The sequence below is a fragment of the Oscillospiraceae bacterium genome (genome assembly GCA_022483045.1).
GTDB lineage: Bacteria > Bacillota > Clostridia > Oscillospirales > Acutalibacteraceae > Caproicibacterium.
The window spans coordinates 266128-289837 of sequence record JAKVOA010000002.1; the positions used below are offsets into that span (position 1 = coordinate 266128).

Consider the following 23710-nt stretch of genomic DNA (forward strand, 5'->3'; position numbering starts at 1 on the left):
ATGTTGAATCAAGAAAGAAAGCAGCAGGTGATCGACCTATGCCGCGGCCTGATCCAAAAGCAGAGCTACTCCGGCCATGAGGACGGCGTTGCACAGGTCCTGCGCGAAAACATGCAGCGCATGGGTTTTGATTCTGTAACCACAGACCAGTACGGCAACTTGATCGGCTGCATCAAAGGCAAGCGGCCAGGCAAAAAAATCCTTTTCGACGGGCATATGGATACCGTGCCTGTCACCAACCCCGCCGAGTGGCCCTTTCCGCCCTACGCAGCAGAGATTCACGGCGGCAGAATATATGGCCGCGGCACCAGTGATATGAAAGGTGCACTGGCCGCCATGACCTGTGCAGCAGCAAATTTTGCCGAGGACTGCGGCAGGGACTTTGCGGGTGAGCTGTATGTGGCCGGTGTTGTACATGAAGAATGCTTTGAAGGCGTCGCTGCCAGAGCCATCAGCGCCGCTGTGCACCCGGATTATGTGGTGATTGGCGAAGCCTCTCAGCTGAATCTGAAAATTGGCCAGCGCGGCCGGGCAGAAATTGTGGTGGAAACATTCGGTAAGCCCTGCCACAGTGCAAACCCGGAAAAGGGAATTAACGCCGTGTACAAAATGTGCCGTGTTATTGAAGCCATCCGTACACTTGCCCCGCCCCATCACCCTGTCCTCGGTCCTGGCATTCTAGAACTCACCGATGTCAAGAGTTCGCCTTATCCCGGTGCTTCTGTTGTACCAGAATACTGCCGCGCAACTTATGACCGCAGGCTTTTGGTCGGGGAAACCAAAGAAAGCGTACTTGCGCCCATTGAGGCACTGCTTGACCAGATGATGACCGAAGACCCGCAGCTGAAAGCAAAAGTCAGCTATGCTGTCGGACAGGAAACCTGCTACACCGGCAACAAAATCAGCGGAGAGCGCTTTTTCCCCGGTTGGCTTTACGATGAAAACGAGCCCTTTGTCCAAGCAGCCTATGCGCAGCTAAAAAATATGGGCTATACACCCAGCATTACACAGTACAACTTCTGCACCAATGGCAGCCACTATGCGGGTGAGGCCGGCATTCCTACCCTGGGCCTTGGTCCCTCGCAGGAAAACCTGGCACACACAATGGGCGAATATATTGAGATAGACCAGCTTACAAAGGTTGCGGACTGCTACTACGGCCTGTTGAAAGCCTGGACTAAATGATAAAATTCAAACGTCCCGCAAATCAACCCATTCTATTAAAAAAGGAGCGTTATTCATGTATGATCTGATTCTCAAAAACGGTCTGGTTGTCTCTCCCTCTTCCACAGTTGCCTGTGATGTAGCCATTCAAGACGGCAAAATTGCCGCTCTGGGCAGCTTTTGCCAAAGCGAGGCAAAACGGGTAATTGACGCCGGCGGCAAATATCTGCTGCCCGGCGGCGTGGAAGCACATATGCACTGCCAGGCACCCTTTCAGGGCTGCTTGGGCGCAAATACCTTTTACCAGCAGAGCGTTTCCGCTGCTTTCGGCGGGGTAACCACCTTTATGGATTTCGCTAATATGAGCCGCGGCCTGTCCCCCTACAAACAGGTACTGGCCCGTGTGGAAGAGATGAGCGAATCCGCCATCGACTACAGCGCACACGGCAAGTTTGTGGAATCTACCCCCGAAGCGCTGGCCGATATCGACAAAATGGCCGCGGACGGCTTCCCCACTTTCAAAATGTTCATGACCTATAAAAAAGAAGGGGTCATGAGTGACGACGAAACCATGCTGAAAGTTTTTGAAAAGGCAAAGAACGTGGGCGGCCTGCCTATGGTGCACTGCGAAAGCAACGCCATTGCAGAGGCAAATATTGAAAAGTGCCGTGAAAAAGGCGACCTAAGCTGGGTAAACTTTGCAAAATGTAAACCGGTACTGTGTGAAGACGAAGCTTTTGACCGCGCGGTCAACTTTGCCCGCTATGTGGGCAACGGCCTGATTGTGGTGCATACCACCAATGGCCGGGCACTCGATACTGCCCGCCGGGCCCATGCCGAGGATATTCCGCTGTATGTGGAGACAGGCCCCCATTATCTTACGTTGTTTGATGACCTGTATAAGGGCGAAAACGGCCATCTGGCCATCTGCTCGCCGCCGCTGCGCACACCTAAAGAAGCCGCGGAGCTTTGGAAAGGCCTGGAAGACGGCACGATTCTGCTCACCGGCTCAGATGACTGCACCTATGACGTAGATGAAAAATCTATGTTCCTGGAGAAAAAGCCCGACGGCACCTGGAAACAGGACTTTACCAAGGTTGTCAACGGCATGAGCGGCCTTGAAATCCGTCTTCCTATTCTGCTTTCCGAGGGTGTTTCCAAAGGCCGCATTACCATTAACAAAGTATGCGCGCTTACCAGCACCAACATTGCCAAGGTGTACGGCTGCTATCCTCAAAAGGGCATTATCGCCCCCGGCTCTGACGCTGACATTGTCATGGTGGATATGGAAAAAGAAGTGACCCTGAGCAAGGACGTGCTGCATAACAACATCAGCTACTGCCTGCACGATGGATTCCATGTAAAAGGCTACCCGGTCATGACGATTTCTCACGGCAACGTGATTGTGGAAGAGAACAGCTTTAAGGGTCAAAAAGGCGCCGGCAAGCGCGTTCGCCGGAAAATCGACCCCAAGTATCTGGCGCACTACAATCTGGATTGATCCGCGAAAATGGGAGGAAACTATATGGACAACAAAAATGATGCCCTGCGCAGCAGTGAATTGCTGCCCACCAAGGAATCTGAGCGTACTATGTCGCTGGCCGACTACATCATGCTATGGGCCGGCATGACCATCAATATTGTCGCGTTCAGTCTCGGCTCACAGTATTACAACAAAGGCCACGGCCTTTCCCCCTGGACAATGGTCCTGGTTATGCTGATCGGCTACGGTATTGTAACTGCCTTTACGGCCATGGTGGGCGACATCGGCACCAAGTACGGCGTACCCTTTGCCGCCTACATTCGTGCTCCCTTTGGTTACAAAGGTTCTTATGTGGCAGGCCTTATTCGTGCAATTCCCGGCCTTTACTGGTTTGGCTTTCTCACCTGGGTTGGAGCCAACGCCATCAATCACATCATTGGCATTCTGTTTCCCGGTGTAGGCAACCTGACCCTGATCATTATTCTCTTTGCGGCCGTACAAATTTTGAATACCATGTATGGTCTGAAAGCCATGGCCAAGTTTGACTGGATTGCTATTCCTTGTCTTGCTATCCTGTTCGGTGCCATTCTGCTGACTACTCTAAGCAAATACCATATCACCATTCCAGACATCATGGCTACCCAGACTGAGGGCGGATATTCCTTTGCCTATGCAGTAGCCGGCATTGCCGGCGGCTGGATTACCATGGCTCTAAACGGCAGCGACCTCTCCCGCCAAATTAAACACGTAAACGGATATGAGAAAAAGGGATTTTTTGCCCGCAACAAGCGCGCCATTATTGGCCAAATCATCGGCCTGATGTGTGTAGGCGTTATCACTATGCTGATTGGCGCGGCCTCTGGCATTGCCACTGGATACTGGGACCTGAACGATGTCATTCCCGATCTTTTTACCAACAAAGTGGCTCTGATTCTCTGCTTTATTGTTGTTGTCTTTGCTCAGTGGTCCACTAATACGGCAGCCAACCTGCTGCCGCCCTCCCTGGTCCTGCTAAACGTCTTCCCCAAACTGAAATACTGGATGAGCACAGCAATCTGCGGCACAGTGGCCATTTGCATGATGCCCTGGAAGCTGGAAAGCCAGGGCGGGTTCCTGGTCATGGTGCAGAACTGGATTTCTCAGATGCTGGGGCCGATCATCGGTATTCTGCTGGTAGATTATTTTATTATCCGCAAGACTAAGGTCAACGTAAAAGATTTGTACACTGTCGGCGGCCAGTATCAATATACCAACGGCTTTAACTTCAGCGCCATTATCTCTTTGGTTCTTTCCTTCCTAGTCGGCCTGCTCTGCGGCAGCTACGCCTTTTTTGCCGGGCTTGCATGCAGCGCTGTGCTGTACACGGTGCTGATGAAGTGCTTTACGCTGAAAAAGTACGACCAGCATATTGGGCAAGAGGTTCCTTTTGATCCCGAAAAGGACTGACTCCCTTTAAAGAGCCCCCTCTGTGCAGCCCATTTCTTTAGCCGCTGCTGCTATTGACCGTAAACATGGCAGCAAGGCTTGCACCGGATATATCCGTTGATGCTGACGAACGATCCGCATGATAAAATTCTATACAAATGAGGTGTATCATGAAAATACTGATTCAAAACGGTACGATTGTTGACGGTACCGGCAAACCCGGGTACAAAGCTGACCTGTTGATACAAGGTGGAAAAATTGCAGCGATTGGCAGCCTTTCGCCTGAAAATGCAGAAAAAGTAATTGATGCTGCCGGGCTGGTGGTCGCCCCCGGATTTATCGATACCCACAGCCACAGCGACCTACAGGTGCTGGTGCACCCGGAAGTAAAGCCGAAAGTCATGCAGGGAATAACGACTGAGGTCTTGGGACAGGACGGCATTTCTATGGCGCCGCTGCCCGAACAGTATATTGGCCCCTGGCGTAAAAATCTGGCTGGCCTGGATGGAGACAGCGACGACATCGACTGGCACTATAAAAACACCGCCGGCTACCTGAAAATGATTGAGGCCGCCCGCCCCGGCTTAAACGAATGCTACTTAGTGCCCCACGGCAATATCCGCATGGAGGCCATGGGCCTGGAAAACCGCCAGCCGAATGAAGACGAATTAGCTGCCATGTGCCGCATTACCCGCCGGGAAATGGAGGCCGGCGCGGTGGGCCTTTCCACTGGACTCATCTATATGCCCTGTGCATACTCTCAGGTCAGAGAAATTATTGAAATGTGCAAAGTCGTCGCGGAATACGATGGTATCTTTGTCATTCATCAGCGCAGCGAAGCAGACTCAATTCTGGATTCTATGAAAGAAGTAATCAAAATTGGCCGCGAATCCGGCGTAAAAATTCACTATTCTCATTTCAAAGTCTGCGGTAAAAAGAACTGGGACAAAATAGACCAGGTCATTGCTCTGCTGGAGGAAGCAGAGGCCGAGGGTATCCGTGTCAGTTTTGACCAGTATCCCTATGTAGCCGGCAGCACCATGCTGGGGGTCATTCTGCCGCCGTGGGTTCACGACGGCGGCACCGACAAAGTGCTGGAGCGCCTGGCCGACCCCACCCTGCGCAAAAAGATGGTTTACGATATTGAGCATGGCATTCCCGGCTGGGACAACTTTGTTGAATTCGCCGGACTGGATCAGATTTTTGTTACCAGTGTCAAACACGCTAAAAACGAAGACGCTGTAGGCCTCAGCCTGACTCAGCTGGGCAAGCTGCGCGGCAAAGACCCCTATGACGCCACCTTTGACCTTCTCCTGGAAGAGGAAAATGCGGTCGGCATGGTCGATTTTTACGGAACAGAAGAGCACGTGCAGCGCTTTATGAAGCGCCCGGAAATGAATGCCTGCACCGACGGCCTTTTGGGCGGAAAACCGCACCCCCGCGTATACGGCGCGTTTCCACGCATCTTAGGTAAATATGTGCGCGAAGACAAGGCCCTGACGCTGGAAGAAGCCATCTATAAAATGACCAAAAAGCCCGCCTCTACTTTCAATATTGTCGGCCGCGGGGAAGTAAAAGAGGGCAACTGGGCAGATCTCACCCTTTTCAATCCCAATACGGTCATAGACAAAGGCACCTTTACTGATCCGGCACAGTACCCGGAAGGCATTGCGTATGTTTTGATAAACGGCGAGCTCACCGTTTCCGATGCAAAGCATACCGGCGACCGCTCCGGTGTGGTTCTGCGCAAACAGGGAACGGAAGTCCGCGTTTAATTCGACTACAAAAGGAGCATTTTTATGAAAGAGATTCGGACAAGCAAGGCCCCCGGCGCTATCGGGCCATATTCTCAGGCTTTTGTCAGCGGCGGCCTGCTGTACGCCTCCGGTCAAATCCCCGTTGACCCGGCCACTGGCAGCGTGCCGCAGGGCATCGCCGCCCAAGCTGAGCAAAGCTGCCGCAATGTGGGCGCCCTGCTGGAAGCCGCCGGCACAGGCTTTCCGCGTGTGCTAAAGACCACCTGCTTTTTAGCCGACATGGGCGATTTCGGCGTTTTTAATGAAGTATATGCCCGCTCTTTTACCTCAAAGCCCGCCCGCAGCTGTGTAGCGGTCAAAGCCCTGCCCAAAGGCGTTCTCTGCGAAATTGAAGTCATTGCGGAAGTGTAAGTCTTTTCTTTCCGCACAGCACCCAAACCCACGGGAAAATCCGTTTCATTTTCAACCGTTTTTACAAATCCTGTGGAAAAAATCCGATTGCCTCAGCCAGCCGCAAAAAAAAAGCAGACGACAGGGAAACATTTCTGTTTCCCGCCGCCTGCTTTTTGCTGTTCTGCTACCCAAAACTTCCCGGTAAACCAAACAGCGGCAAAAGGGTATTGTCTGTTTTAAAGGCTTATTCCGTCTTTTTATTGATAAATTTTGCATGGAATTTACTGTACAGAATGGTCTGCTCCGCGTACAGGCCGGTGTAACCGGAAAGCGCATACGAAATGGCACACGCCAAGAAGAAATACGGTGCACCACTGTAACCAAACAGTGAGCAGCCCAAAAGCAGGGCTGTAATGGGGCAGTTGACCACGCCGCAGAAAAGGCTGATAAGCCCCACGGCGGCGCCAAGCCTGGGGTCAAGTCCGAGCAGGCCGCCCATCCAGCAGCCAAAGGTCGCGCCGATAAAGAAGCTGGGCACGATTTCGCCGCCTTTATAGCCCGCGCCGAGAGTCAGCGCCGTCAATAGAATCTTCAACAAAAACGCCTCTGGCCGAGCCTGTCCGCAAATCGCACGCTCAATCACGTCCGTGCCGGCGCCCTCGTAATCAGCGGTGCCCAAAAGCAGGGTAATGCCAACCACCAGCGCGCCGCCAACCACAATGCGCAGATAGGCGTTGGAGAAAAAGTGCTGATACAGCCGGCCGCTCAGCTGCAGCACCCTGCAGAAAAGGCTCGCCAGCAGCGCGCAGAGCGCCGCCAGCACCGCCACCTGCAAAGCAGGCATTAGGCTGATTCCGTTCTCTACAGCCACCAAGGTAAAGTGCGCCGGTTTTGCGCCGCACTTCTGTGCAATGCCAGAGGCCAGCAGACTGGAAATACACACCGGCACCAGTGCCGAATAGTACATTTCCCCTACGCAGATGACCTCCATAGCAAACACGCCCGCCACGACCGGCGTGCCAAAAAGCGCAGAAAACACAGCCCCCATGCCGCACATAGTGGCCACGTGCAGGGACTTTTCATCCAATTTCAGCAGGCGGCCTGTACTGTAGCCCAGGCTGCCGCCGATCTGCAGCGCTGCGCCCTCCCGCCCAGCAGAGCCGCCAAACAGGTGCGTAATGGCAGTCGCAGCAAAGATCAGCGGCGCCATGCGCGCAGGCAGCGGCTGCGGCGAGCGCACCGCCAACAGCACCAGGTTGGTGCCGCGGCTTTTCTGTACCCCACACAGGCGGTACAGCCAAACAATCAACAGGCCGCCCGCGGGCAGCAGGTAAAGCAGCCACCCGTTTTGCATACGGGTTTTTGTGCACCACTGCAGGACATAATAAAATAGTGTGCCGACCCCGCCGCCTATAACTACGCCGATACCGATGCTGAGCAGCACCCAGCGGAAAAAGGCTTGCAGTCTCTGCCCAACATGTTTTGCTTTTTTCTGCAGTTGCTCCTTATTTTTTTCCTCCATGAAACCTGTGTTTCTCCTCCGCAGTCATTTGTTTTGTCAATCTGTTTTCTCTCTTTTTTTCGCTGTTTCACGCCAATTCTGCAGGGGCCGCGGACGTTTTGGCAGCGGCTGCAGTTGCTTTGCCAGCACCGACACATCGCACCATTTGCCCAGCTTATAGCCCACATGCGGGTAAAGGCACAGTTCCTCAAAACCACGTGCATGGCAAAAACCCACGCTTTCCGGGTTTGGCACAACAACCTTTGCGTACAGCTGCATACAGCCCGCCTTTTTCAGCAGGCGCTCAAGCTCTCGATACAAGGCGCTGCCCATTCCCTGCCCGCGGTGTGGCCAGCTGACATAAATGCTGATTTGGGCAGACCAGCGGAAAGCGGCGCTTTGCTGCAACCTTTGGGCATAAGCGCAGGCCAGCACACGGCCGTCCTCTTCACAGACAAGCCACGGATACTCCCGCTGTGCTGCTTCCGCGCGCGCGGCCATCTCTGCCGCGCTTGGGGCTTTGCCTTCCAGGGTAATCACAGTTTCCCGTACATACGGCGCATAAATCTGCGCAAGCTGCGCTGCATCTTTTTTTTGCACCGGGCGAATCTTCCAATCCTTTTTCATACCGCATACTCCTTTCCTGCCTGCAGTGGCTGCCGGCTGTTATTCTGTTATTTTTATGTATTTTATTCTGAGGATATTATAAAATTTACCTAATTACTTTAATTATAGAATAAAAGCGGCGCAAAAACAAGCAGAGGAGCACCCGCCGCCGGGCCTTCGCCTTTTTATAAAATCAAAAAGGGCAGCCTAAAAGGCTGCCCCTCATCATACACAGTTCCTGCTCACCGAAGTGAAGCTGCGGCGATTCCGCATGGCGCTGATTCAAATATATCGCGCGGACCACGTTTGTCCGAACTTGTACTGTAATATAGTATACAGTACTTCTCCAATTTTGTCAAGGGCAAAATGTGAATTTTTTATTACATTTATTTAAAAAAACACGGTATTTTGCTCTAAAATATTACATTATGTAACAAATTACAGCCCAAGCAGCGCTTTTCCACTCTGAGCGAGGGCATCGGTCAGCGCCAGGCTCTCTGCCTCATCTTTGCCACGCACAGAAATATAAACTTTGATTTTCGGCTCGGTGCCGGAGGGGCGCACAATAACCTTGCAGCTGTTTTCCAGGCGGTACTCCAGTACATTGGATTTGGGCAGGTCGATTGTACTCTCTTTGCCGGCGTCGCTGCGCACGCTCTGCTGGTAGTCGCTCCAGCCCACGACCTTGAAGCCGGAAATTTCGGCCGGCGCGTTTTTGCGCAGGGTCCCCATAATTTTCTGCATCTGCAACATACCGTCTTCGCCCTCGAAGCCAAAGTTCAGGACACTGTTGCGGTAATAGCCATAGGTTTTGTAAAGGTCCTCCATGGCATCTGCCAAAGACATCCCTTTGTCTTTGTACCAGCTGGCCATTTCGCAGATGAGCATAGTTGCATCCACGGCGTCTTTGTCGCGCACATAGCCGCCGGAAAGGTAGCCATAGCTCTCCTCAAAGCCCAAAAGGAAGCGGTCCTCTTCCCCTTTTGCCTCCAGCATGGCAATCTGGTCGCCGATATACTTAAATCCGGTCAAGACGCGGTGCATCTCGATACCATAGGTCTTGGCAACGGCGTCCACCATATCGGTGCTGACAATGGTGGTAACGGCAACTGGCACCTTGGGCAGGCGGCCCTGCTCTTTTTTGGCACTGGCGATGAAGTTTAACAGCAGAATGCCCACTTCATTGCCGGTCATCAGGCGAAACTTCTCGCCCTGTTTTACGGCAATGCCGCAGCGGTCGCAGTCTGGGTCGGTGGCAATCAGCAGGTCGTCACCGGTTTTTTCGCACAGCTCCAAGCCTTTCTGCAGCGCTTCGCGAATTTCGGGGTTCGGGAACGGGCAGGTCGGGAAGTTGCCATCCGGCCACTCCTGCTCTGGCACGACATCCACTTTGGCGACGCCTAGGCGCTGCATAATACGGGTGCAGCATACGCGGCCGGTGCCATTGAGCGGCGTATAAACGACCTTCAAATTATTGCAGGGCTTCTGTAAAATCCGCTGTGCATAAACAGCATCCAGGAAAGCATCCAGTACAGAATCGGGGATCTCGACAATCAGTCCCTTTTTTGCGCCCTCGTCATACGGCATGCGGCGGATATCCCGAAACAGGTCGGTGTGGTCAATCTCGCTCTGCACATCTTCGGCCATCTGCGCGGTAATCTGGCAACCGTCGTCGCCGTATACTTTATAGCCGTTGTACTTGGCGGGGTTATGGCTTGCGGTCACGTTAATGCCCGCATCGCAGTGCAGATCGCGCACCGCAAAAGACAGGGTCGGTGTAGGGGACAGCCACGGGTAAATGTGTGCTGTAATGCCGTTTGCAGCCAATACAGCGGCGCAGTCTTTTGCGAAAACATCAGACTTGATACGGCTGTCATAGGCGATTGCCACACTGGGCTGGCGGCCTATCACGTGTTTGTTCAAATAATTTGCCAGGCCCTGGGTTGCCTGCCCTACAGTGTAGATATTCATGCGGTTGGTGCCCGCGCCGATTACACCGCGCAGACCTGCGGTGCCAAAGGAAAGGCTGCGGTAAAAGCGGTCGTTGATTTCTTCCGGTTTGTCCTTAATTTCCTGCAGTTCCTTGGTAAGGTCGGGGTCAGCAAGGTCCTGTGCCAGCCATTTTTCGTATTCTGTCATTGCGAATTCCTCCCTGTCTGTTATGGATAAGCCGCGTATTTTGGGTTTTTGCGCAGCCTGTCGGCAAAATTAGTGCAGATGAACAATATTGGTGACAATCCCTGCCTCGGTCAGGTCCACATAGCCGTATGTGCCCATACTGCCATGCAGGGAACCGGGATTTAGGATATAAAGGCCGTCGTCGTACTCAGTTAAGGGCTCATGTGTATGACCGAAAAGCAAAATCTGCGCGCCGTTTTCGCGCGCGGCCTGCTCTACCCGGTAGAGCCCGTACTTTACCTGCTCAGCATAGCCGTGCGTCATAAAGAAGCGCCGGCCGCCGATTTCCGCAGTCAGGCTGGCGGGCAGGTGGCTGCCCCAGTCGCAGTTGCCGCGCACCAGGTAAAACTGCTTTTTCGGAAACGCTTTTTTTGCCTGCTCGGCTTCGTCTTCGCCGTCGCCCAAGTGCACCACCACCTCGGCTGTGGGCTGCGCGGCCAGGGCCCGGTGCAGGGCCCACTGGTCATGATGGGTATCAGAAACCACCAGTACGCGCATTTTTTGAACCGCCCCATTTCCTCTGTCATATCGTAAGGACAGCACGCATACTTTACACAGAAGGAGTGTAGCTATATGCAGAAACGTCCTGACTTTTCGTTTTTATCCGGCAGTACGCCGCAGCAGATAACCCCAGAGCAGGTGCAGCAGCTGCTCGACAGTCTTTCTCCCGCTGACCGCCAGAAAATAGACAATGTATTAAACAGCAAAGAAACAACCGAAAAGCTGCTTTCAACCCCGCAGGCAAAAGAACTGATGAAAAAATTTGGCGGAGGGAAATAAATTATGGAAGACCTGGCCCAAAAACTTTCTGCAATGCTCAGCGACCCGGCCGCCATGGCGCAGGTAGAGTCGATTATGGGGGCACTGGGCGGTGGGGAAAAAGCGGCTTCCTCTGCCCCGCCGCCAAAGCCGCAGCCGGCCCCCGCGCCGCCAGCCCCCGCCGGCATGCCCGGCCTCAACGCAGAAACCATTGGGCTGGTCACAAAGCTTGCCCCCATGCTTTCCGCTATGCAGCAGGAAGACAACAGCACCCGCCTTTTACGTGCGCTGCGCCCGATGCTGGGCGAGCCGCGCCAAAAGAAACTGGATGAGGCCATGCGCCTATTGCAGCTGATGCGGGCGCTGCCGCTGCTGAAACAGACGGGGATTTTGGGACAGCAGTAAAAAGCAAAACGAAAGGGGGCGTTCTTTATGGCAGGCAGGGAAACAGAAGACATGCAGCAGATGCGTCGGGACGCCATCCGCCGTACACAGGAAATGGTGCGCCGGGCACAGGCGCCGCCGGGCTACACCGGCAGCACCTTTTCCGGAAAAGGGCCCCCAAAGGCGCCGCCCCCAAAACCTGCCGCGCCGCCCCCCGCCAAAGAAGCGCCGCCTGCCCCGCCAAAAAAGCAAGCACCTGCTGCGCCCGGTTTTTTTGAGGCGCTCTTTTCAGACGGTGAGCGCAACCTGCTGCTCAGTGTTTTGCTGCTGCTCATGCAGGAAGAGCACTCTGACCCCGCCCTGCTGTTTGCGCTTCTGTATCTTTTGCTGTAAAATCTTTGCTTACCGCACCTGTCCGTCGCCCATGACCAAAAACTTTGTGCTGGTCAGCTGGTTGACACCCATCGGCCCGCGGGCGTGCAGCTTCTGCGTGCTGATGCCGATTTCCGCGCCCAGGCCAAACTCGCCGCCGTCCGTAAAACGTGTCGAAGCATTGACATAGACCGCCGCGCTGTCGACCCGCTGCTGAAAAATACGCGCATTCTGGTAGCTTTTGGTGACAATGCACTCGCTGTGGCCCGTGCTGTATTTCGCGATATGCGCCAGTGCTTCCTCCAGGCTGTCGACCACCCGGACTGCCAAAATGTAGTCGTCGTACTCAGTGGCCCAGTCCGCCTCGGTTGCAGGCACCACACAGCTGCCCAAAATTTCCCGCGTGCGTGGGCAGCCGCGCAGCTCTACATGTTTTGCCAAAAGCCTTGCCCCGATTACGGGCAGGGCTTTTTCTGCGATATCCTGATGTACCAGAATGGTTTCAATCGCATTGCAGACGCTCGGCCGGCTGGTTTTGGCGTTGTCGATAATATTGGCCGCCATCTCGATATCGGCGCTGTCGTCCACATACACGTGACAGTTGCCCGCGCCGGTCTGAATGACCGGCACCTTTGCGTTTTCCACCACGCTCTGAATCAGCCCATGCCCGCCGCGCGGAATCAGCACATCCAGGTAGCCGGTCATCTGCATCATCGCTGTAGCAGAGGCACGGCTGGTGTCCTCCACCAGCTGAATGCAATCCCGCGGCAGGCCGGCTTTCTCCACCGCCGCGCGCATCAGCTCGGCGCAGGCTGTGTTGCTGCGGATTGCCTCTTTGCCACCGCGCAAAATCACCGCGTTGCCCGCTTTCAGGCACAGCGCGGCGGCGTCCGCCGTCACATTTGGCCTAGCCTCAAAGATAATGCCGACAACACCAAGCGGCACGCGCACGCGGCGAACCTCCAGGCCATTTGGCAGCACCCGGCCCTCGACCACCTGACCGACAGGGTCCTCTTGTGCAGCCACCTGCCGCATACCGTCGGCCATCCCTTTAATGCGCTGATGGCTGAGCGCCAGCCGGTCCTGCAGGGCCGGGCGCATGCCCGCCGCCTTTGCCGCGGCAAGGTCCTGCTCATTTGCCGCAAGCAGCTCTTTTTCGCCGTTTTCCAGTGCATCTGCCGCAGCAAGCAGCGCTGCATTCTTTACCCGACTGCCGGCCACAGCAAGCACTGCCGCTGCCGCTTTTGCGGCCTTTCCCATTTCCGTTAATGTCATATTTTTCCCTCCTGCAGAAGCTCTGTACACCCGCCTGCCAGTATTCTAGTATAAAAAGAAAATACTGAAAATCATACAGAATCCTTGTACACGGCGGCTTTCTTTTCTGCCGGCACAAAAGTGGTACCCAAAACGCTGCCGTCAAACAAATCGTACAAATCGCGCGGGTTTGCCCCCGACATCACCACGCACGGAATCTGCGAGCGGTTGGCAAGCTCTGCTGCGGTCACTTTGGTGGCCATGCCGCCGGTGCCCAGGTCACTGCCCGCGCCGCCGGCCAAAGCTTTCACTTCTTCTGTAATGCCATAGACATACGGAATCCGTTTTGCAGCCGGGTTTTTGCGGGGATTCGCGTCGTACAGGCCATCGATATCCGTTAAAATAACGAGCAGGTCCGCCTGCGTCAAGACCGCGACCGTCGCCGAAAGCGTGTCGTTGTCGCCGAAGTTTTTGCCGGCGAGTTCATCTGTCGCAACCGAGTCGTTTTCGTTGACAACCGGGATAATCCCGCGCTTGAGCAGCGTTAGAAACGTATTTTCTGCGTTTTTCCGCGTAACCGGGTCCTGCACCACGTCGCGCGTCAGAAGTACCTGCCCCACGGTGTGATTGTATTCGCCGAAAAATTTGTCGTACATAAACATCAGCTCGCACTGGCCCACCGCGGCCACCGCCTGGCGCTGCTCGATTTCCTCCGGGTGCTCGTGCAGGCCGAGTTTTGCCATGCCGACCCCCACCGCTCCGCTGGAAACCAGCACCACTTCGCGGCCCTCATTCTGCAGCCCGCACAGCACCTTGCACAGTTCCTCCATGCGACGCAGATTGAGCCGGCCGGTCTGGTAGGCAAGCGTACTGGTGCCCACCTTAAAGACCACGCGCTTTGCCTGTGTAATCTGGGACATGCCGTTCCCTCCGTCTCTGTAAACGGCGGCACAGCAGGCCGCCCAAAAATTTTTAAATTTCTTTTATTATACCATATTTCTGCTGACGGAAGGAAAAAACATCATATTTCTGTACAGAAAGGGAAATACTATCGCTGGTAAAGGAGGCCTTTATAAAATGATTGACAAAATTGCTCTTATCCTAATCGTTATCGGCGGGCTGAACTGGGGCCTGGTCGGATTTTTCAAATTCGACCTGGTCGCATGGATCTGCGGCGGCTCGGGTACCATGTTTGCCCGCATCATTTACGCGGTTATCGGCATTGCGGCACTGTGGGCAATTTCTATTCTATTTAAAAAGATTACAACAGAAGCGGACATTGAGCACCACGCAGCCTAAGCTGCCGTGTGCAAAAGCAGAACTGCTTTTTCGGGGGCAGTTCTGCTTTTTTGTCAGCTGCGGTGCGGTTTTTCCGCTGTGCGGCGGGTCTGGCCGCCCCGGTAGTCGTGGTGTTCGCGGTGGTCGCTGTGCGGCCTCTGCTGCGGCGCGGGGTCCTCTTCCGGGGTAAGGCCCTCCAACTCAATGCGCGCAGCCCTGCGGGAAAGATTCAGCCGGCCGCGGTCATCAATTTCGAGTACCTTTACCATAATCGGGTCGCCCACTTTTACGACATCGGTCACTTTATCCACATGCTTTACGTCCAGCTGAGAAATATGCACCAGGCCCTCTTTGCCGGGGGCAATTTCGACAAAGGCGCCAAAGTCCATCAGGCGGGTCACCTTGCCGCAGTAGATTTCGCCGGGTTTCGGCCCCTCTACAATGGTGCGGATAATTTCCAGAGCACGGTCGGTGCCCTCTTCACTGATACTGGAAACATAGACGTGCCCATCTTCCTCCACATCCATCTGCACATCGCACTCGCTGCAGATTTGGTGAATGACCTTGCCGCCGGTGCCGATAACTTCGCGGATTTTATCCACCGGAATGCAGATCCCTTTGAGTTTCGGCGCCCACTTGGAAAGTGACGTGCGCGGCTTTGAAATTGCCTTGCAGATGACTTTGTCAATAATATAATTGCGTGCCTTGTGCGTTTTCTGCAAAGCTTCTTTTACCATAGCAGGGGTCAGTCCCTGGATTTTCAAGTCCATTTGGATCGCGGTAATTCCTTCTTTGGTGCCGGCAACTTTAAAATCCATATCGCCGAAAAAGTCCTCGACCCCCTGGATATCCACCATGGTCATCCAGCGGTCGCCCTCGGTGATAAGGCCGCAGGAAATGCCGGCAACCGGCGCTTTAATCGGCACACCCGCGTCCATAAGTGCCAGCGTGCTGCCGCAGATGCTCGCCTGGGAAGTGGAGCCGTTGGAAGAGAGCACCTCGCTGACCAGGCGCATGGCGTACGGAAACTCGTCAACACTGGGAATGACCGGCAGCAGCGCGCGCTCTGCCAAAGCGCCGTGGCCGATTTCGCGGCGGTTGGGGCTGCGGCTGGGCTTTGTTTCGCCCACGCTGTAGCTGGGAAAATTATACTGGTGCATATAGCGCTTTTCTTTTTCCTCGCCCAAGTCGTCCAGCAGCTGTGCGTCGCGCACTGAACCAAGTGTGACGGCTGTCAGCACCTGGGTCTGCCCGCGGGTAAACAACCCGGAGCCGTGCACGCGCGGCAGCAGACCTACCTCAGCCGCCAGCGGGCGCATTTCATCCATGCCGCGGCCATCTACGCGCTTTCTGTCGTCTAAAAGCCAGCGACGCACGACATACTTCTGTGTTTTATAAAGGCATTCGTCCAAAAGCTTTTGGCTGTCAGGATATTTTTCCGCAAAATGCGAAAATACATCATCGTAAACTTCTTTTAAGTGTGCATCACGGATATTTTTGTCGTCGGTATCCATCGCGTCCTGCACCGCAAAGAGCGCATAGTCCATCACTTCGCGCTGCATTTCATCGCTGGCGTGCTCTGCAGTGTATGTAAATTTCTCTTTGCCGATTTCTTCCTGTATGCTGCTGATAAACGCAATGAGCTGCAGATTTTCGCGGTGGCCCGCTAAAATTCCTTCGTACATCTCGTCATCGGAAACAATCTTTGCGCCCGCCTCAATCATAACCATGCGGTCGCCGGCAGAGGCCACAGTGACGGCCATGCGGCTGTCTTTGCGCTGCTCTGTCGTGGGGTTTATCAGGTACTCGCCGCTGGGCGCCAGCCCTACGCTGACCGCACCGACCGGCCCGCCCCACGGGATATCGGAAATAGAAATGGCAGTGCTGGCGCCGATAAGTGCCGCAATCACCGGCGAACAGTCGGGGTCTACGCTCATCACCGTGCACACAACCGTGACATCGTTTCGCATATCCTTGGGGAACAGCGGACGAATGGAGCGGTCTATCAGGCGGCTCGCCAAAACAGCCTCTTCCGGCGGCCTGCCCTCACGCTTTAAAAAGGAACCGGGTATACGCCCCACTGCGTACAATTTTTCCTCATAATCCACAGAAAGCGGAAAAAAGTCCACGCCCTCACGCGGCTGGCTGCTGGCGGTTGCGGTGCACAGTACAACCGTCTCGCCATAGCGCACAAAGCATGCGCCGTCTGCCAGCTGTGCCAATTTGCCGGTCTCTATCTGCAGGCTGCGGCCCGCAAGCGACGTCTGAAAGGTTCTGCTGTTCTCGAACATGGTGGTCCTCCTTCTGCGCGATTCCCCTGCGCAATGCAATTCTTCATTCATTTTGCATAAAGTATAGCACATATATATACAAATTTATAGTATGAATTTAAAAAATTACCTGAATTAGAGGGCCATATAATAGAAAAAACCGCTGCAGGCACACATGGCACCTACAGCGGTCTGTTTTTTGTGATTACTTGCGCAGATTCAGCTTTGCAATCAGGGCGCGGTAACGCTCGATGTCGACGCGCTCAAGGTAATTGAGCAGGCTGCGGCGGGAGCCAACCATTTTCAGCAGGCCGCGGCGGCTGTGATGATCTTTCTGATGGGTGCGCAGATGCTCGGTCAGGTCATTGATGCGCTTTGTCAGCACAGCGACCTGTACTTCCGGGGAGCCTGTGTCGCCCTCATGGGTTGCGTACTGCTTGATGATTTCGGTCTTTTCTGCTTTTGTCATAATAAAAATACCACCTTTAAAAAATTACCGCATGCACAGGGAAGGGTCTTTGTGGGTTTCCCGAAGCGGGCAGTCGCCCTTCTCCGCAAAATGGGTATGGATTAGTATAACATAATCCTTACAATTATGCAAATGCCTGCAGGCGTTCTTTTTCCAAATACTGCTTGGCACAGGCACCGTCGCGCCGAATCTGTCTGCCGAGTGCCTCCACACTGGAAAACTTCTTTTCGGCGCGTATAAAATGCAGAAGGTCTGTGCGCACAGTTTCGCCGTACACCTCTGGCCCGGTGTAGTCTGGCATCCAGGTTTCTGCGCTGACACAGTGCCCGCCCACCGTGGGCCGCACCCCGACATTGGTGACACCGCAGTAGACCTGTCCATTCAGGTAAACAAGGCTGGCATACACCCCAAAGCGCGGCAGCACAAACGAAGCGGGCACCTGCTGGTTTAAAGTCGGCGTACCCAGCTGGCGGCCAAGCTTTTTGCCGTGTTTTACCGGGGAAAGGTAGCCATAGGGCCTGCCCAGCAGGCTGGCGGCCTCCTCCATCCTGCCGTCGCGCACCAGTGCACGAATGCGTGTACTGCTGACCGGTGCCCCGCCCTGCATAACCGCCGGCTCGACCGCCGCGGCCAAGCCGTGCTCTTTGCACAGGCGGCGCAAGTCGTCGCTGTTGGCGCGGCCGCCCGCACCAAAGGTGAAGTTAAACCCGCAGCACACTTTTTTTGCGTTGCACACCTTCATTAAGATATTCTCGACAAACTGCTCTGCTGTCAAATTCATAATACTGGAAAAGCGCAGCAGGTAAAGCTGCTGTACCCCAAAGGTTTCCAGTACCTGCTCTTTTTGCTGTTCGGTCATCAGCTCAACATTGCACTGCCCGCATAAGTCGCAGGAAGGGTTGTGCACAAAGGTGAGCACAGTCGGCGTAAGCCCCGGCTGACCAACCGCCTGCGAAATGACCGCGCGGTGCCCGATATGCAGCCCATCAAAGGAACCCAGCGCAACAGCCGTTGGCTCTTCACTGGGTATCAATTCCTTGTTGATTTTCATGTTTTGTTCCATCCTCCCGTACAAACAGACGCACCACGCGCAGTTCGTCCTTTTCTTTGTCTGGTGCACCCAAACCGAGAAAGCGCCCCTGCGGGTCTTTCACCCGGCATCTGCCGGCAAGTCCCGCTGGCAGATTCACCCGCTGTAAGGCAAGGCCGCCGCCGTTTACAAAGCGCCCCGCCTGCGGCTGTGTCACTGTCACCTGCGGCAGGTCGAGAAACAGGGTCTCTGCCGGCAGCACCCGCTGCAGCAGCGCCGCGCGGTCCATTTGCTTTGCCTCTGCCAAAGGCAGCGCGTCCTGCAGGGAAAATCCGGAAGCTTCCGTGCGCCGCAGCGCTGTCATAACCCCATGCGAGCCGAGTGCTTCGCCGAGGTCTGCGCACAGGGTGCGCACATAGGTGCCGCCGGAACAGGTAAGTGTCAGTTCTCCGGTGCGTGCCGCCGCATCATAAGAAAGCAGGCGCAGCTGATAAATGGTGATTGCGCGGGGCTCCCGCTGCACCGTCTTTCCCTGCCGGGCAAGATCGTACAGCCGTACGCCGTTTTTCCGCAGGGCACTGTACATGGGCGGTGTCTGCAGAATCTTTCCGGTAAAGCGCGGCAGCGCCGCCGCAAGCTTTTCCTGGGAAATAGGGGTACCGTCACGGGCCTGCACAGTGCCTGTGCGGTCCTGTGTATCCGTGGAAAGGCCAAACGCGAAAGAAGCCTCGTACGTTTTTGGCCGCTGCCCTAAAAAGGGAAGCGCGCGGGTCGCCTGCCCCAAAAGCATGGGCAGCACGCCCGTTGCCATGGGGTCAAGCGTGCCGGTATGGCCGATTTTGCGCTCTCCGGTCAAGCGGCGCAGCACCGCCACCGCGTCAAAAGAAGTAAACCCCTCTGGCTTATCCAGTACCAAAACGCCCGTCATGCCTGCTCCAGATAATCATTGACTGCGGCGACAATCTGTTTTTCGGCCTCTTTGACATTGCAGGGAATCGAGCAGCCTGAGGCTCCCGGGTGGCCGCCGCCGCCAAACTTCGCACAAATGACAGACGCATTCACCGGCGGCTGCGCGCGCAGTGAAATTTTGCATAGACTGTCTTCTTTTTCTTTTACGGTAATGCCCACTTTCACGCCCTCTATCGCGCGCGGAATATTGGCAATGCCGTCGGTGTCGTCTTCCCCTGCACCAGAGGCCGCCACCATTTTGCGGGTCAGCGGAATGACAGCAATTTCGCCGTTTCGATAATATTCGATTTGATTCAGCGCCTGTTTTTCCAGTTCCAGCCGCTCGCGGCTCTTGGTAGCAAACATGGCGCGGTTGATTTTATGGGTCGGTATGCCGCGCTCCATTAGGTCAGCAGCAATGCGGTGTGTGCGCGGGGTCGTATTGACAAACTGAAAGCAGCCCGTGTCGGTAATAATACCGGTATAAAGGTCTGCGGCAACCGCTTCGTCGATTTCCGCCCCCAAAAGCGGCAGAAAACGATACAGGATTTCACAGGTTGCGCCGGCCTGCGGCTCTACAATCCAGCGCTCAGCATAGTGGGCATTGCTGGGGTGGTGGTCAATGCACAGCTGCACTTTTCCGCCGTAAACCGGCCGCAGGCTGCCCAAAAGCTGCTCGTCGGCCAAATCGACCGCGACCACTGTTTTCGGTGTAAATTTCTGTTCTTCCATGCCCTGAAACAAGAACTGAAAGCGCCTGCCCACCGGGTCGCAGCACAGCACCTGTGCACGCTTGCCAAGGCGTCTCAGAGCGCGGCAAAGCGCGCTGCCGCTGCCAAAAGCGTCGCCATCGGGCGACTGATGGCACAGAATTGCGATATCCTGCTGCTGCGAAAGCCACTCTGCCGCGGCCTCAAGACTCACTTCCATGCTTTTCCTCCTTCAGGTCGTCGAGAATACGCGAAATATTGGCGCTGTATTCGATAGAATCCGTTGCTTTAAACGTTAGCGCCGGCACATGCCGCAGCGAAAGGCGGCTTGCCAGCTCGTGCCGGATATACCCTGAGGCGGATTTTAAACCCTGCACCGCTTTTTGGGCACGCGCAAGGCCCTCCATATCACTGACATATACCGTACAGTAAGAAAGGTCGCGGCTCAAATCGACCCGCACAATGCTTAAAAGGGTATTGTTTACCCGCGGGTCTTTCAGCTCACGAAAAATCGCGGTCAGCTCGCGGCGGATGTCCTCGGTCGTGCGGTCGAGTTTATAGCTCGGCATAAAAAATCCCTCCTGTCGGAAAATGCAGAGCGCTTAGGGCACCCTGCATTTCTTATTTTCTGTTTCTTTTTTTAAATCATTCCGGCTGGTATTCTTCCATACCGTAAACTTCCAGAATATCGCCGACTTTAATATCTGCAAACTTTTCAAGGCACACGCCGCAGTCATAGCCCTCGGCTACTTCCTTGACATCGTCCTTAAAGCGGCGCAGAGAAGCAATGGTGTCGTCTGCCACCACAATGCCGTCGCGCACAACACGTGCACTGGCACCGCGGGTAACCTTGCCGGAAACCACGTGGCCGCCGATGACAATGCCAACACTGCTGATTTTGTAGGTCTCGCGGCATTCGACACGGCCCAGCTGTACTTCGCGGTATTTCGGGGCAAGCATGCCCTTCATAGCGGACTCAATTTCCTGTATGCAGTTGTAAATTACGCGGTACAGACGAATATCCACACCGTCGCGCTTGGCGTTTTCTTCCGCGACCGGGTCGGGGCGCACATTAAAGCCCACAATAATCGCGTTGCTCGCCGCAGCCAGCATGACATCGCTCTCGCTGATGGCACCGACTGCGCCGTGAATGACATTGACACGCACTTCGTCGTTTGAAAGCTTTTCCAGCGACTGCGTAACGGCCTCGACAGAGCCCTGCACATCTGCCTTAACGATAATCTGCAGTTCCTTCATATCGCCCAGCTGCATCTGCTCAAAGAGGTTATCCAAAGTTACCTTGGTGCGTGCATTGAATTTTTCTTCTTTCTTTTCGGTGCGGCGCTGGTCTACCAGTTCACGGGCCAGGCGCTCATCTGAAACCGCGTTAAAGGTATCGCCGGCCTCTGGCACGCTGTCAAGGCCGGTGACCTCAACCGGCACGCTCGGCTTTGCCGACCGGATTTCCCGGCCGCTTTCGTTTGCCATTGCGCGCACACGGCCGACACTGGCGCCCGCAACCACAATATCGCCCTGGTGCAGGGTGCCATTTTGTACCAGCATGGTGGCAATCGGGCCGCGGCCCTTGTCAATGCGGGCCTCGATGATGACACCTTTTGCTGCACGGTTGGGGTTGGCTTTGAGTTCTTTCATATCCGCAATCAGCAGAATCATTTCGAGCAGGTCTTTAATACCGGTCTTCTGCTTTGCAGATACACGAATACACGGCACGTCGCCGCCCCACTCTTCCGGTACCAGGCCGTATTTTGTCAGCTGCTGCATGACAAGGTCGGGGTTTGCGCCGGGCTTGTCGATTTTATTGATTGCGACAATAATGCTGATTTTCGCGGCTTTTGCGTGGTGAATTGCCTCAATGGTCTGCGGCATTACGCCGTCGTCTGCGGCAACCACCAGTACAGCGATATCGGTAGCCATGGCGCCGCGGGCACGCATCGTGGTAAAGGCCTCATGGCCAGGGGTATCTAAGAAAGTGACCATGCGGTCGTCGATCCGGACCTGATACGCACCGATGTGCTGCGTAATGCCGCCGGCCTCGCTGTCGGTCACGTTGGTGTGGCGGATTGCGTCGAGCAGGCTGGTCTTGCCGTGGTCAACATGGCCCATAACCACAACAACCGGCGCGCGCGGCACCAAATCTTCCTCTTTGTCGTCGCTGTCGTCGATAATCTGCTCTTCGATTGTGACCTCGACTTCTTTTTCGACCTTCGCGTGAAAATCCATGGCGACTAAAGAAGCTGTATCGAAATCGACTTCATCATTGATGGAGGCAAAGACACCGTTCTGCATCAGTTTTTTAATAACTTCTGCAGCGGTTGCTTTCAGGCGCAGAGCCAACTCGCCCACTGTAATGGTTTCAGGGATCTGTACAGTAATCGGCTTTGCCTTGCGCTCTGCCGCAATACGGCGCAGGCGCTCAGCCTCGGTTTCGCGCTTGGGCCGGCGGCCGCGGCGGTAGCGGGCGCTTTTCTGGTTAAGTTTCTGTTTATGCACAACATTATCCGTCTTTACCTTTTCATTGGCAAGGCGGTCATACTTTTCATTGTATTTATCAAGCTCTACATCATGGGTGCGCGTATCGACAATCCGCTCGTGCGAATGCCGCAGGCTGCTCTCGCCGCCAAGACCGATATGCCCGATGATGGTCGCCTTTTGGCGAAACGGCTCTTTTTTGCCCTTTTGCTGCTGCGCTGGGCGGTTTGCCGGCTGCTGGCGCTGCGGCTGTCTTTGCTGCGGGCGCTGGGCCTGTTTTGTCTGTGGCTGGCGCTGCTGTGCCTGCCGTGGCTGCTGGGCTTTCTTTTCTGCCGCTTCTTTCAGTGGCACTTCTTTTTCAGAACCCTCTTCCGACACAGTAACAGCCTTTTCTTCGCGCTGGGCAAAGTAGCTGTTCAGGTCTTTTTGGTTGTTTTTCTGTGTAAAAGCCTCAAACACAAGGTCCAGCTCCTCTTCGGTCAGGGCGGTCATGTGTTTTTTGGTTTCGCCGGTGTATTTTTGCAGAACATCGATGACGTCCTTGTTTGGGACATTGAGATCCTTTGCAACTTCGTGCACGCGGTATTTAATCATCATATTAAAACATTCCTCCTCATCTGTCCGTACAAAGCGTCTTCAGTCTTTTGGCAAAGCCGGCGTCTTCCACTGCGGCTGCGCCGGTCAACTTGCCCAGCGCAGCGCCCATTTCTTCTTTGGTGCACGGCAGGGTAAAAACCGGCACGCCCAGCTCTTCGGCGGTATGCCGAATGCCGCCCGCGCTGTGCTCGGAAAGGTCCTGTGCCAAAAGAACCAGGTATGCCTTTCCGCAGCGCATGCTTTCCAGCACGGGGTCGTGCCCAAGCTGCAGCCTGCCGGCGCGGCGGCACAGGCCTAAAAATGAAAGTATCTTACTTGCTGCTGCAGGCATCCTGTTCCATCTCCTTTTCCATACGGTCGTAAACTTCCGGCGGTATCTGGCAGGAAAAGGCCTTTTCAAAGCGGCGCGCTTTCCGTGCGCGCTGCAGGCACGCAAGGCTGCGGCAGACATAGGCGCCCCGCCCGGGTTTGCGGCCGGTTAAATCCAGCGAAATCTCTCCCTCTGGTGAGCGTACAACACGAACCAGCTCTTTTTTGGGTTTCATTTCACCGCAGCCGGTACACATCCGCAGCGGAATCTTTTTCTGACGCAATGACAGACCTCCTGACCAAATGTAGCACAAATCTGATAACGGATAGCAT

The 23710-nt window shown here is 54.9% G+C and carries 24 protein-coding genes; 9 read left to right on the forward strand and 15 right to left on the reverse strand.

The window, feature by feature from the left end:
* The 5 genes from LKE53_10105 (at position 1) to LKE53_10125 (ending at position 6240) form a co-directional block, all read left to right on the forward strand.
* Positions 1-1185 carry a YgeY family selenium metabolism-linked hydrolase gene (locus LKE53_10105; GenBank protein ID MCH3973093.1) on the forward strand — a complete coding sequence of 395 codons (1185 nt, stop codon included), beginning with the start codon at positions 1-3 and terminating at the stop codon, positions 1183-1185.
* A 55-nt stretch (positions 1186-1240) separates the two neighbouring features.
* Positions 1241-2665, forward strand: a complete 1425-nt coding sequence (locus tag LKE53_10110) for an amidohydrolase family protein (GenBank protein ID MCH3973094.1) — start codon at positions 1241-1243, stop codon at positions 2663-2665.
* 24 nt (positions 2666-2689) lie between these two features.
* Entirely contained in the window at positions 2690-4093 is a 1404-nt protein-coding gene (locus tag LKE53_10115) for a cytosine permease (GenBank protein ID MCH3973095.1), read from the forward strand.
* A gap of 149 nt (positions 4094-4242) precedes the next feature.
* Positions 4243-5847 (forward strand): D-aminoacylase, encoded by a 1605-nt coding sequence (locus LKE53_10120; GenBank protein ID MCH3973096.1) that lies wholly within the window; start codon positions 4243-4245, stop codon positions 5845-5847.
* 24 nt (positions 5848-5871) lie between these two features.
* On the forward strand, positions 5872-6240 hold the full coding sequence (locus LKE53_10125; GenBank protein MCH3973097.1) for a RidA family protein: 369 nt from the start codon (positions 5872-5874) through the stop codon (positions 6238-6240).
* Between the two features lie 226 nt (positions 6241-6466).
* On the opposite strand, the gene LKE53_10130 is transcribed toward LKE53_10125, so the two are convergent.
* The 4 genes from LKE53_10130 to LKE53_10145 form a co-directional block, all read right to left on the reverse strand.
* On the reverse strand, positions 6467-7744 hold the full coding sequence (locus LKE53_10130) for a chloride channel protein (GenBank protein ID MCH3973098.1): 1278 nt from the start codon (positions 7742-7744) through the stop codon (positions 6467-6469).
* A gap of 36 nt (positions 7745-7780) precedes the next feature.
* Positions 7781-8350, reverse strand: a complete 570-nt coding sequence (locus tag LKE53_10135; GenBank protein ID MCH3973099.1) for a GNAT family N-acetyltransferase — start codon at positions 8348-8350, stop codon at positions 7781-7783.
* A 417-nt stretch (positions 8351-8767) separates the two neighbouring features.
* On the reverse strand, positions 8768-10468 hold the full coding sequence (locus LKE53_10140; protein ID MCH3973100.1) for a phospho-sugar mutase: 1701 nt from the start codon (positions 10466-10468) through the stop codon (positions 8768-8770).
* A 69-nt stretch (positions 10469-10537) separates the two neighbouring features.
* Positions 10538-11005 carry a metallophosphoesterase gene (locus LKE53_10145; GenBank protein ID MCH3973101.1) on the reverse strand — a complete coding sequence of 156 codons (468 nt, stop codon included), beginning with the start codon at positions 11003-11005 and terminating at the stop codon, positions 10538-10540.
* A gap of 75 nt (positions 11006-11080) precedes the next feature.
* Between LKE53_10145 and LKE53_10150 the strand changes: the two genes are divergently transcribed.
* Genes LKE53_10150 through LKE53_10160 form a run of 3 tightly spaced genes read left to right on the forward strand, consistent with a single transcriptional unit; the run spans position 11081 to position 12043 of the window.
* A complete protein-coding gene (locus LKE53_10150; GenBank protein MCH3973102.1) occupies positions 11081-11287 on the forward strand; it encodes a hypothetical protein in 207 nt (68 codons plus the stop codon).
* 3 nt (positions 11288-11290) lie between these two features.
* A complete protein-coding gene (locus LKE53_10155) occupies positions 11291-11671 on the forward strand; it encodes a hypothetical protein (protein MCH3973103.1) in 381 nt (126 codons plus the stop codon).
* Between the two features lie 27 nt (positions 11672-11698).
* Positions 11699-12043 (forward strand): hypothetical protein, encoded by a 345-nt coding sequence (locus LKE53_10160; GenBank protein ID MCH3973104.1) that lies wholly within the window; start codon positions 11699-11701, stop codon positions 12041-12043.
* Positions 12044-12052: 9 nt separating this feature from the next.
* Here the strand turns inward: LKE53_10160 and LKE53_10165 are convergent, their stop codons facing one another.
* Together LKE53_10165 and proB are read right to left on the reverse strand one after the other, a co-directional pair.
* Complete coding sequence (locus LKE53_10165) at positions 12053-13297, reverse strand: glutamate-5-semialdehyde dehydrogenase (protein ID MCH3973105.1); 1245 nt, start codon at positions 13295-13297, stop codon at positions 12053-12055.
* A 71-nt stretch (positions 13298-13368) separates the two neighbouring features.
* Positions 13369-14196: a glutamate 5-kinase gene (gene proB / locus LKE53_10170; protein ID MCH3973106.1), complete on the reverse strand. Its 828-nt coding sequence runs from the start codon at positions 14194-14196 to the stop codon at positions 13369-13371.
* 157 nt (positions 14197-14353) lie between these two features.
* Between proB and LKE53_10175 the strand changes: the two genes are divergently transcribed.
* Complete coding sequence (locus LKE53_10175; GenBank protein ID MCH3973107.1) at positions 14354-14575, forward strand: DUF378 domain-containing protein; 222 nt, start codon at positions 14354-14356, stop codon at positions 14573-14575.
* A gap of 53 nt (positions 14576-14628) precedes the next feature.
* Here the strand turns inward: LKE53_10175 and LKE53_10180 are convergent, their stop codons facing one another.
* The 9 genes from LKE53_10180 to LKE53_10220 form a co-directional block, all read right to left on the reverse strand.
* Entirely contained in the window at positions 14629-16845 is a 2217-nt protein-coding gene (locus LKE53_10180; protein ID MCH3973108.1) for a polyribonucleotide nucleotidyltransferase, read from the reverse strand.
* Between the two features lie 184 nt (positions 16846-17029).
* Positions 17030-17293 carry a 30S ribosomal protein S15 gene (gene rpsO, locus LKE53_10185; GenBank protein MCH3973109.1) on the reverse strand — a complete coding sequence of 88 codons (264 nt, stop codon included), beginning with the start codon at positions 17291-17293 and terminating at the stop codon, positions 17030-17032.
* A gap of 124 nt (positions 17294-17417) precedes the next feature.
* Positions 17418-18344, reverse strand: coding sequence for a riboflavin biosynthesis protein RibF (gene ribF, locus LKE53_10190; protein ID MCH3973110.1), 927 nt, complete (start codon positions 18342-18344; stop codon positions 17418-17420).
* On the reverse strand, positions 18313-19251 hold the full coding sequence (gene truB / locus LKE53_10195) for a tRNA pseudouridine(55) synthase TruB (protein MCH3973111.1): 939 nt from the start codon (positions 19249-19251) through the stop codon (positions 18313-18315). Before truB ends, ribF begins: the two co-directional genes overlap by 32 nt.
* Entirely contained in the window at positions 19248-20201 is a 954-nt protein-coding gene (locus LKE53_10200) for a bifunctional oligoribonuclease/PAP phosphatase NrnA (protein MCH3973112.1), read from the reverse strand. Before LKE53_10200 ends, truB begins: the two co-directional genes overlap by 4 nt.
* Positions 20185-20550: a 30S ribosome-binding factor RbfA gene (gene rbfA / locus LKE53_10205; GenBank protein MCH3973113.1), complete on the reverse strand. Its 366-nt coding sequence runs from the start codon at positions 20548-20550 to the stop codon at positions 20185-20187. The genes LKE53_10200 and rbfA overlap by 17 nt, the downstream gene beginning before the upstream one ends.
* A 76-nt stretch (positions 20551-20626) precedes the next feature.
* Entirely contained in the window at positions 20627-23068 is a 2442-nt protein-coding gene (gene infB, locus LKE53_10210; GenBank protein ID MCH3973114.1) for a translation initiation factor IF-2, read from the reverse strand.
* A gap of 16 nt (positions 23069-23084) precedes the next feature.
* Complete coding sequence (locus LKE53_10215) at positions 23085-23399, reverse strand: ribosomal L7Ae/L30e/S12e/Gadd45 family protein (protein ID MCH3973115.1); 315 nt, start codon at positions 23397-23399, stop codon at positions 23085-23087.
* Positions 23380-23634, reverse strand: a complete 255-nt coding sequence (locus LKE53_10220) for a YlxR family protein (GenBank protein MCH3973116.1) — start codon at positions 23632-23634, stop codon at positions 23380-23382. Before LKE53_10220 ends, LKE53_10215 begins: the two co-directional genes overlap by 20 nt.
* Positions 23635-23710 lie beyond the last annotated feature (76 nt).

What these genes read in the sequence shown, in the direction of transcription:
- LKE53_10105 (MCH3973093.1), top strand. Translation starts at nt 1, where the DNA reads ATGTTGAATCAAGAAAGAAAGCAGCAGGTGATCGACCTATGCCGCGGC.
- LKE53_10110 (MCH3973094.1), top strand. Translation starts at nt 1,241, where the DNA reads ATGTATGATCTGATTCTCAAAAACGGTCTGGTTGTCTCTCCCTCTTCC.
- LKE53_10115 (MCH3973095.1), top strand. Translation starts at nt 2,690, where the DNA reads ATGGACAACAAAAATGATGCCCTGCGCAGCAGTGAATTGCTGCCCACC.
- LKE53_10120 (MCH3973096.1), top strand. Translation starts at nt 4,243, where the DNA reads ATGAAAATACTGATTCAAAACGGTACGATTGTTGACGGTACCGGCAAA.
- LKE53_10125 (MCH3973097.1), top strand. Translation starts at nt 5,872, where the DNA reads ATGAAAGAGATTCGGACAAGCAAGGCCCCCGGCGCTATCGGGCCATAT.
- LKE53_10130 (MCH3973098.1), bottom strand. Translation starts at nt 7,744, where the DNA reads ATGGAGGAAAAAAATAAGGAGCAACTGCAGAAAAAAGCAAAACATGTT.
- LKE53_10135 (MCH3973099.1), bottom strand. Translation starts at nt 8,350, where the DNA reads ATGAAAAAGGATTGGAAGATTCGCCCGGTGCAAAAAAAAGATGCAGCG.
- LKE53_10140 (MCH3973100.1), bottom strand. Translation starts at nt 10,468, where the DNA reads ATGACAGAATACGAAAAATGGCTGGCACAGGACCTTGCTGACCCCGAC.
- LKE53_10145 (MCH3973101.1), bottom strand. Translation starts at nt 11,005, where the DNA reads ATGCGCGTACTGGTGGTTTCTGATACCCATCATGACCAGTGGGCCCTG.
- LKE53_10150 (MCH3973102.1), top strand. Translation starts at nt 11,081, where the DNA reads ATGCAGAAACGTCCTGACTTTTCGTTTTTATCCGGCAGTACGCCGCAG.
- LKE53_10155 (MCH3973103.1), top strand. Translation starts at nt 11,291, where the DNA reads ATGGAAGACCTGGCCCAAAAACTTTCTGCAATGCTCAGCGACCCGGCC.
- LKE53_10160 (MCH3973104.1), top strand. Translation starts at nt 11,699, where the DNA reads ATGGCAGGCAGGGAAACAGAAGACATGCAGCAGATGCGTCGGGACGCC.
- LKE53_10165 (MCH3973105.1), bottom strand. Translation starts at nt 13,297, where the DNA reads ATGACATTAACGGAAATGGGAAAGGCCGCAAAAGCGGCAGCGGCAGTG.
- proB (MCH3973106.1), bottom strand. Translation starts at nt 14,196, where the DNA reads ATGTCCCAGATTACACAGGCAAAGCGCGTGGTCTTTAAGGTGGGCACC.
- LKE53_10175 (MCH3973107.1), top strand. Translation starts at nt 14,354, where the DNA reads ATGATTGACAAAATTGCTCTTATCCTAATCGTTATCGGCGGGCTGAAC.
- LKE53_10180 (MCH3973108.1), bottom strand. Translation starts at nt 16,845, where the DNA reads ATGTTCGAGAACAGCAGAACCTTTCAGACGTCGCTTGCGGGCCGCAGC.
- rpsO (MCH3973109.1), bottom strand. Translation starts at nt 17,293, where the DNA reads ATGACAAAAGCAGAAAAGACCGAAATCATCAAGCAGTACGCAACCCAT.
- ribF (MCH3973110.1), bottom strand. Translation starts at nt 18,344, where the DNA reads ATGAAAATCAACAAGGAATTGATACCCAGTGAAGAGCCAACGGCTGTT.
- truB (MCH3973111.1), bottom strand. Translation starts at nt 19,251, where the DNA reads ATGACGGGCGTTTTGGTACTGGATAAGCCAGAGGGGTTTACTTCTTTT.
- LKE53_10200 (MCH3973112.1), bottom strand. Translation starts at nt 20,201, where the DNA reads ATGGAAGTGAGTCTTGAGGCCGCGGCAGAGTGGCTTTCGCAGCAGCAG.
- rbfA (MCH3973113.1), bottom strand. Translation starts at nt 20,550, where the DNA reads ATGCCGAGCTATAAACTCGACCGCACGACCGAGGACATCCGCCGCGAG.
- infB (MCH3973114.1), bottom strand. Translation starts at nt 23,068, where the DNA reads ATGATGATTAAATACCGCGTGCACGAAGTTGCAAAGGATCTCAATGTC.
- LKE53_10215 (MCH3973115.1), bottom strand. Translation starts at nt 23,399, where the DNA reads ATGCCTGCAGCAGCAAGTAAGATACTTTCATTTTTAGGCCTGTGCCGC.
- LKE53_10220 (MCH3973116.1), bottom strand. Translation starts at nt 23,634, where the DNA reads ATGTGTACCGGCTGCGGTGAAATGAAACCCAAAAAAGAGCTGGTTCGT.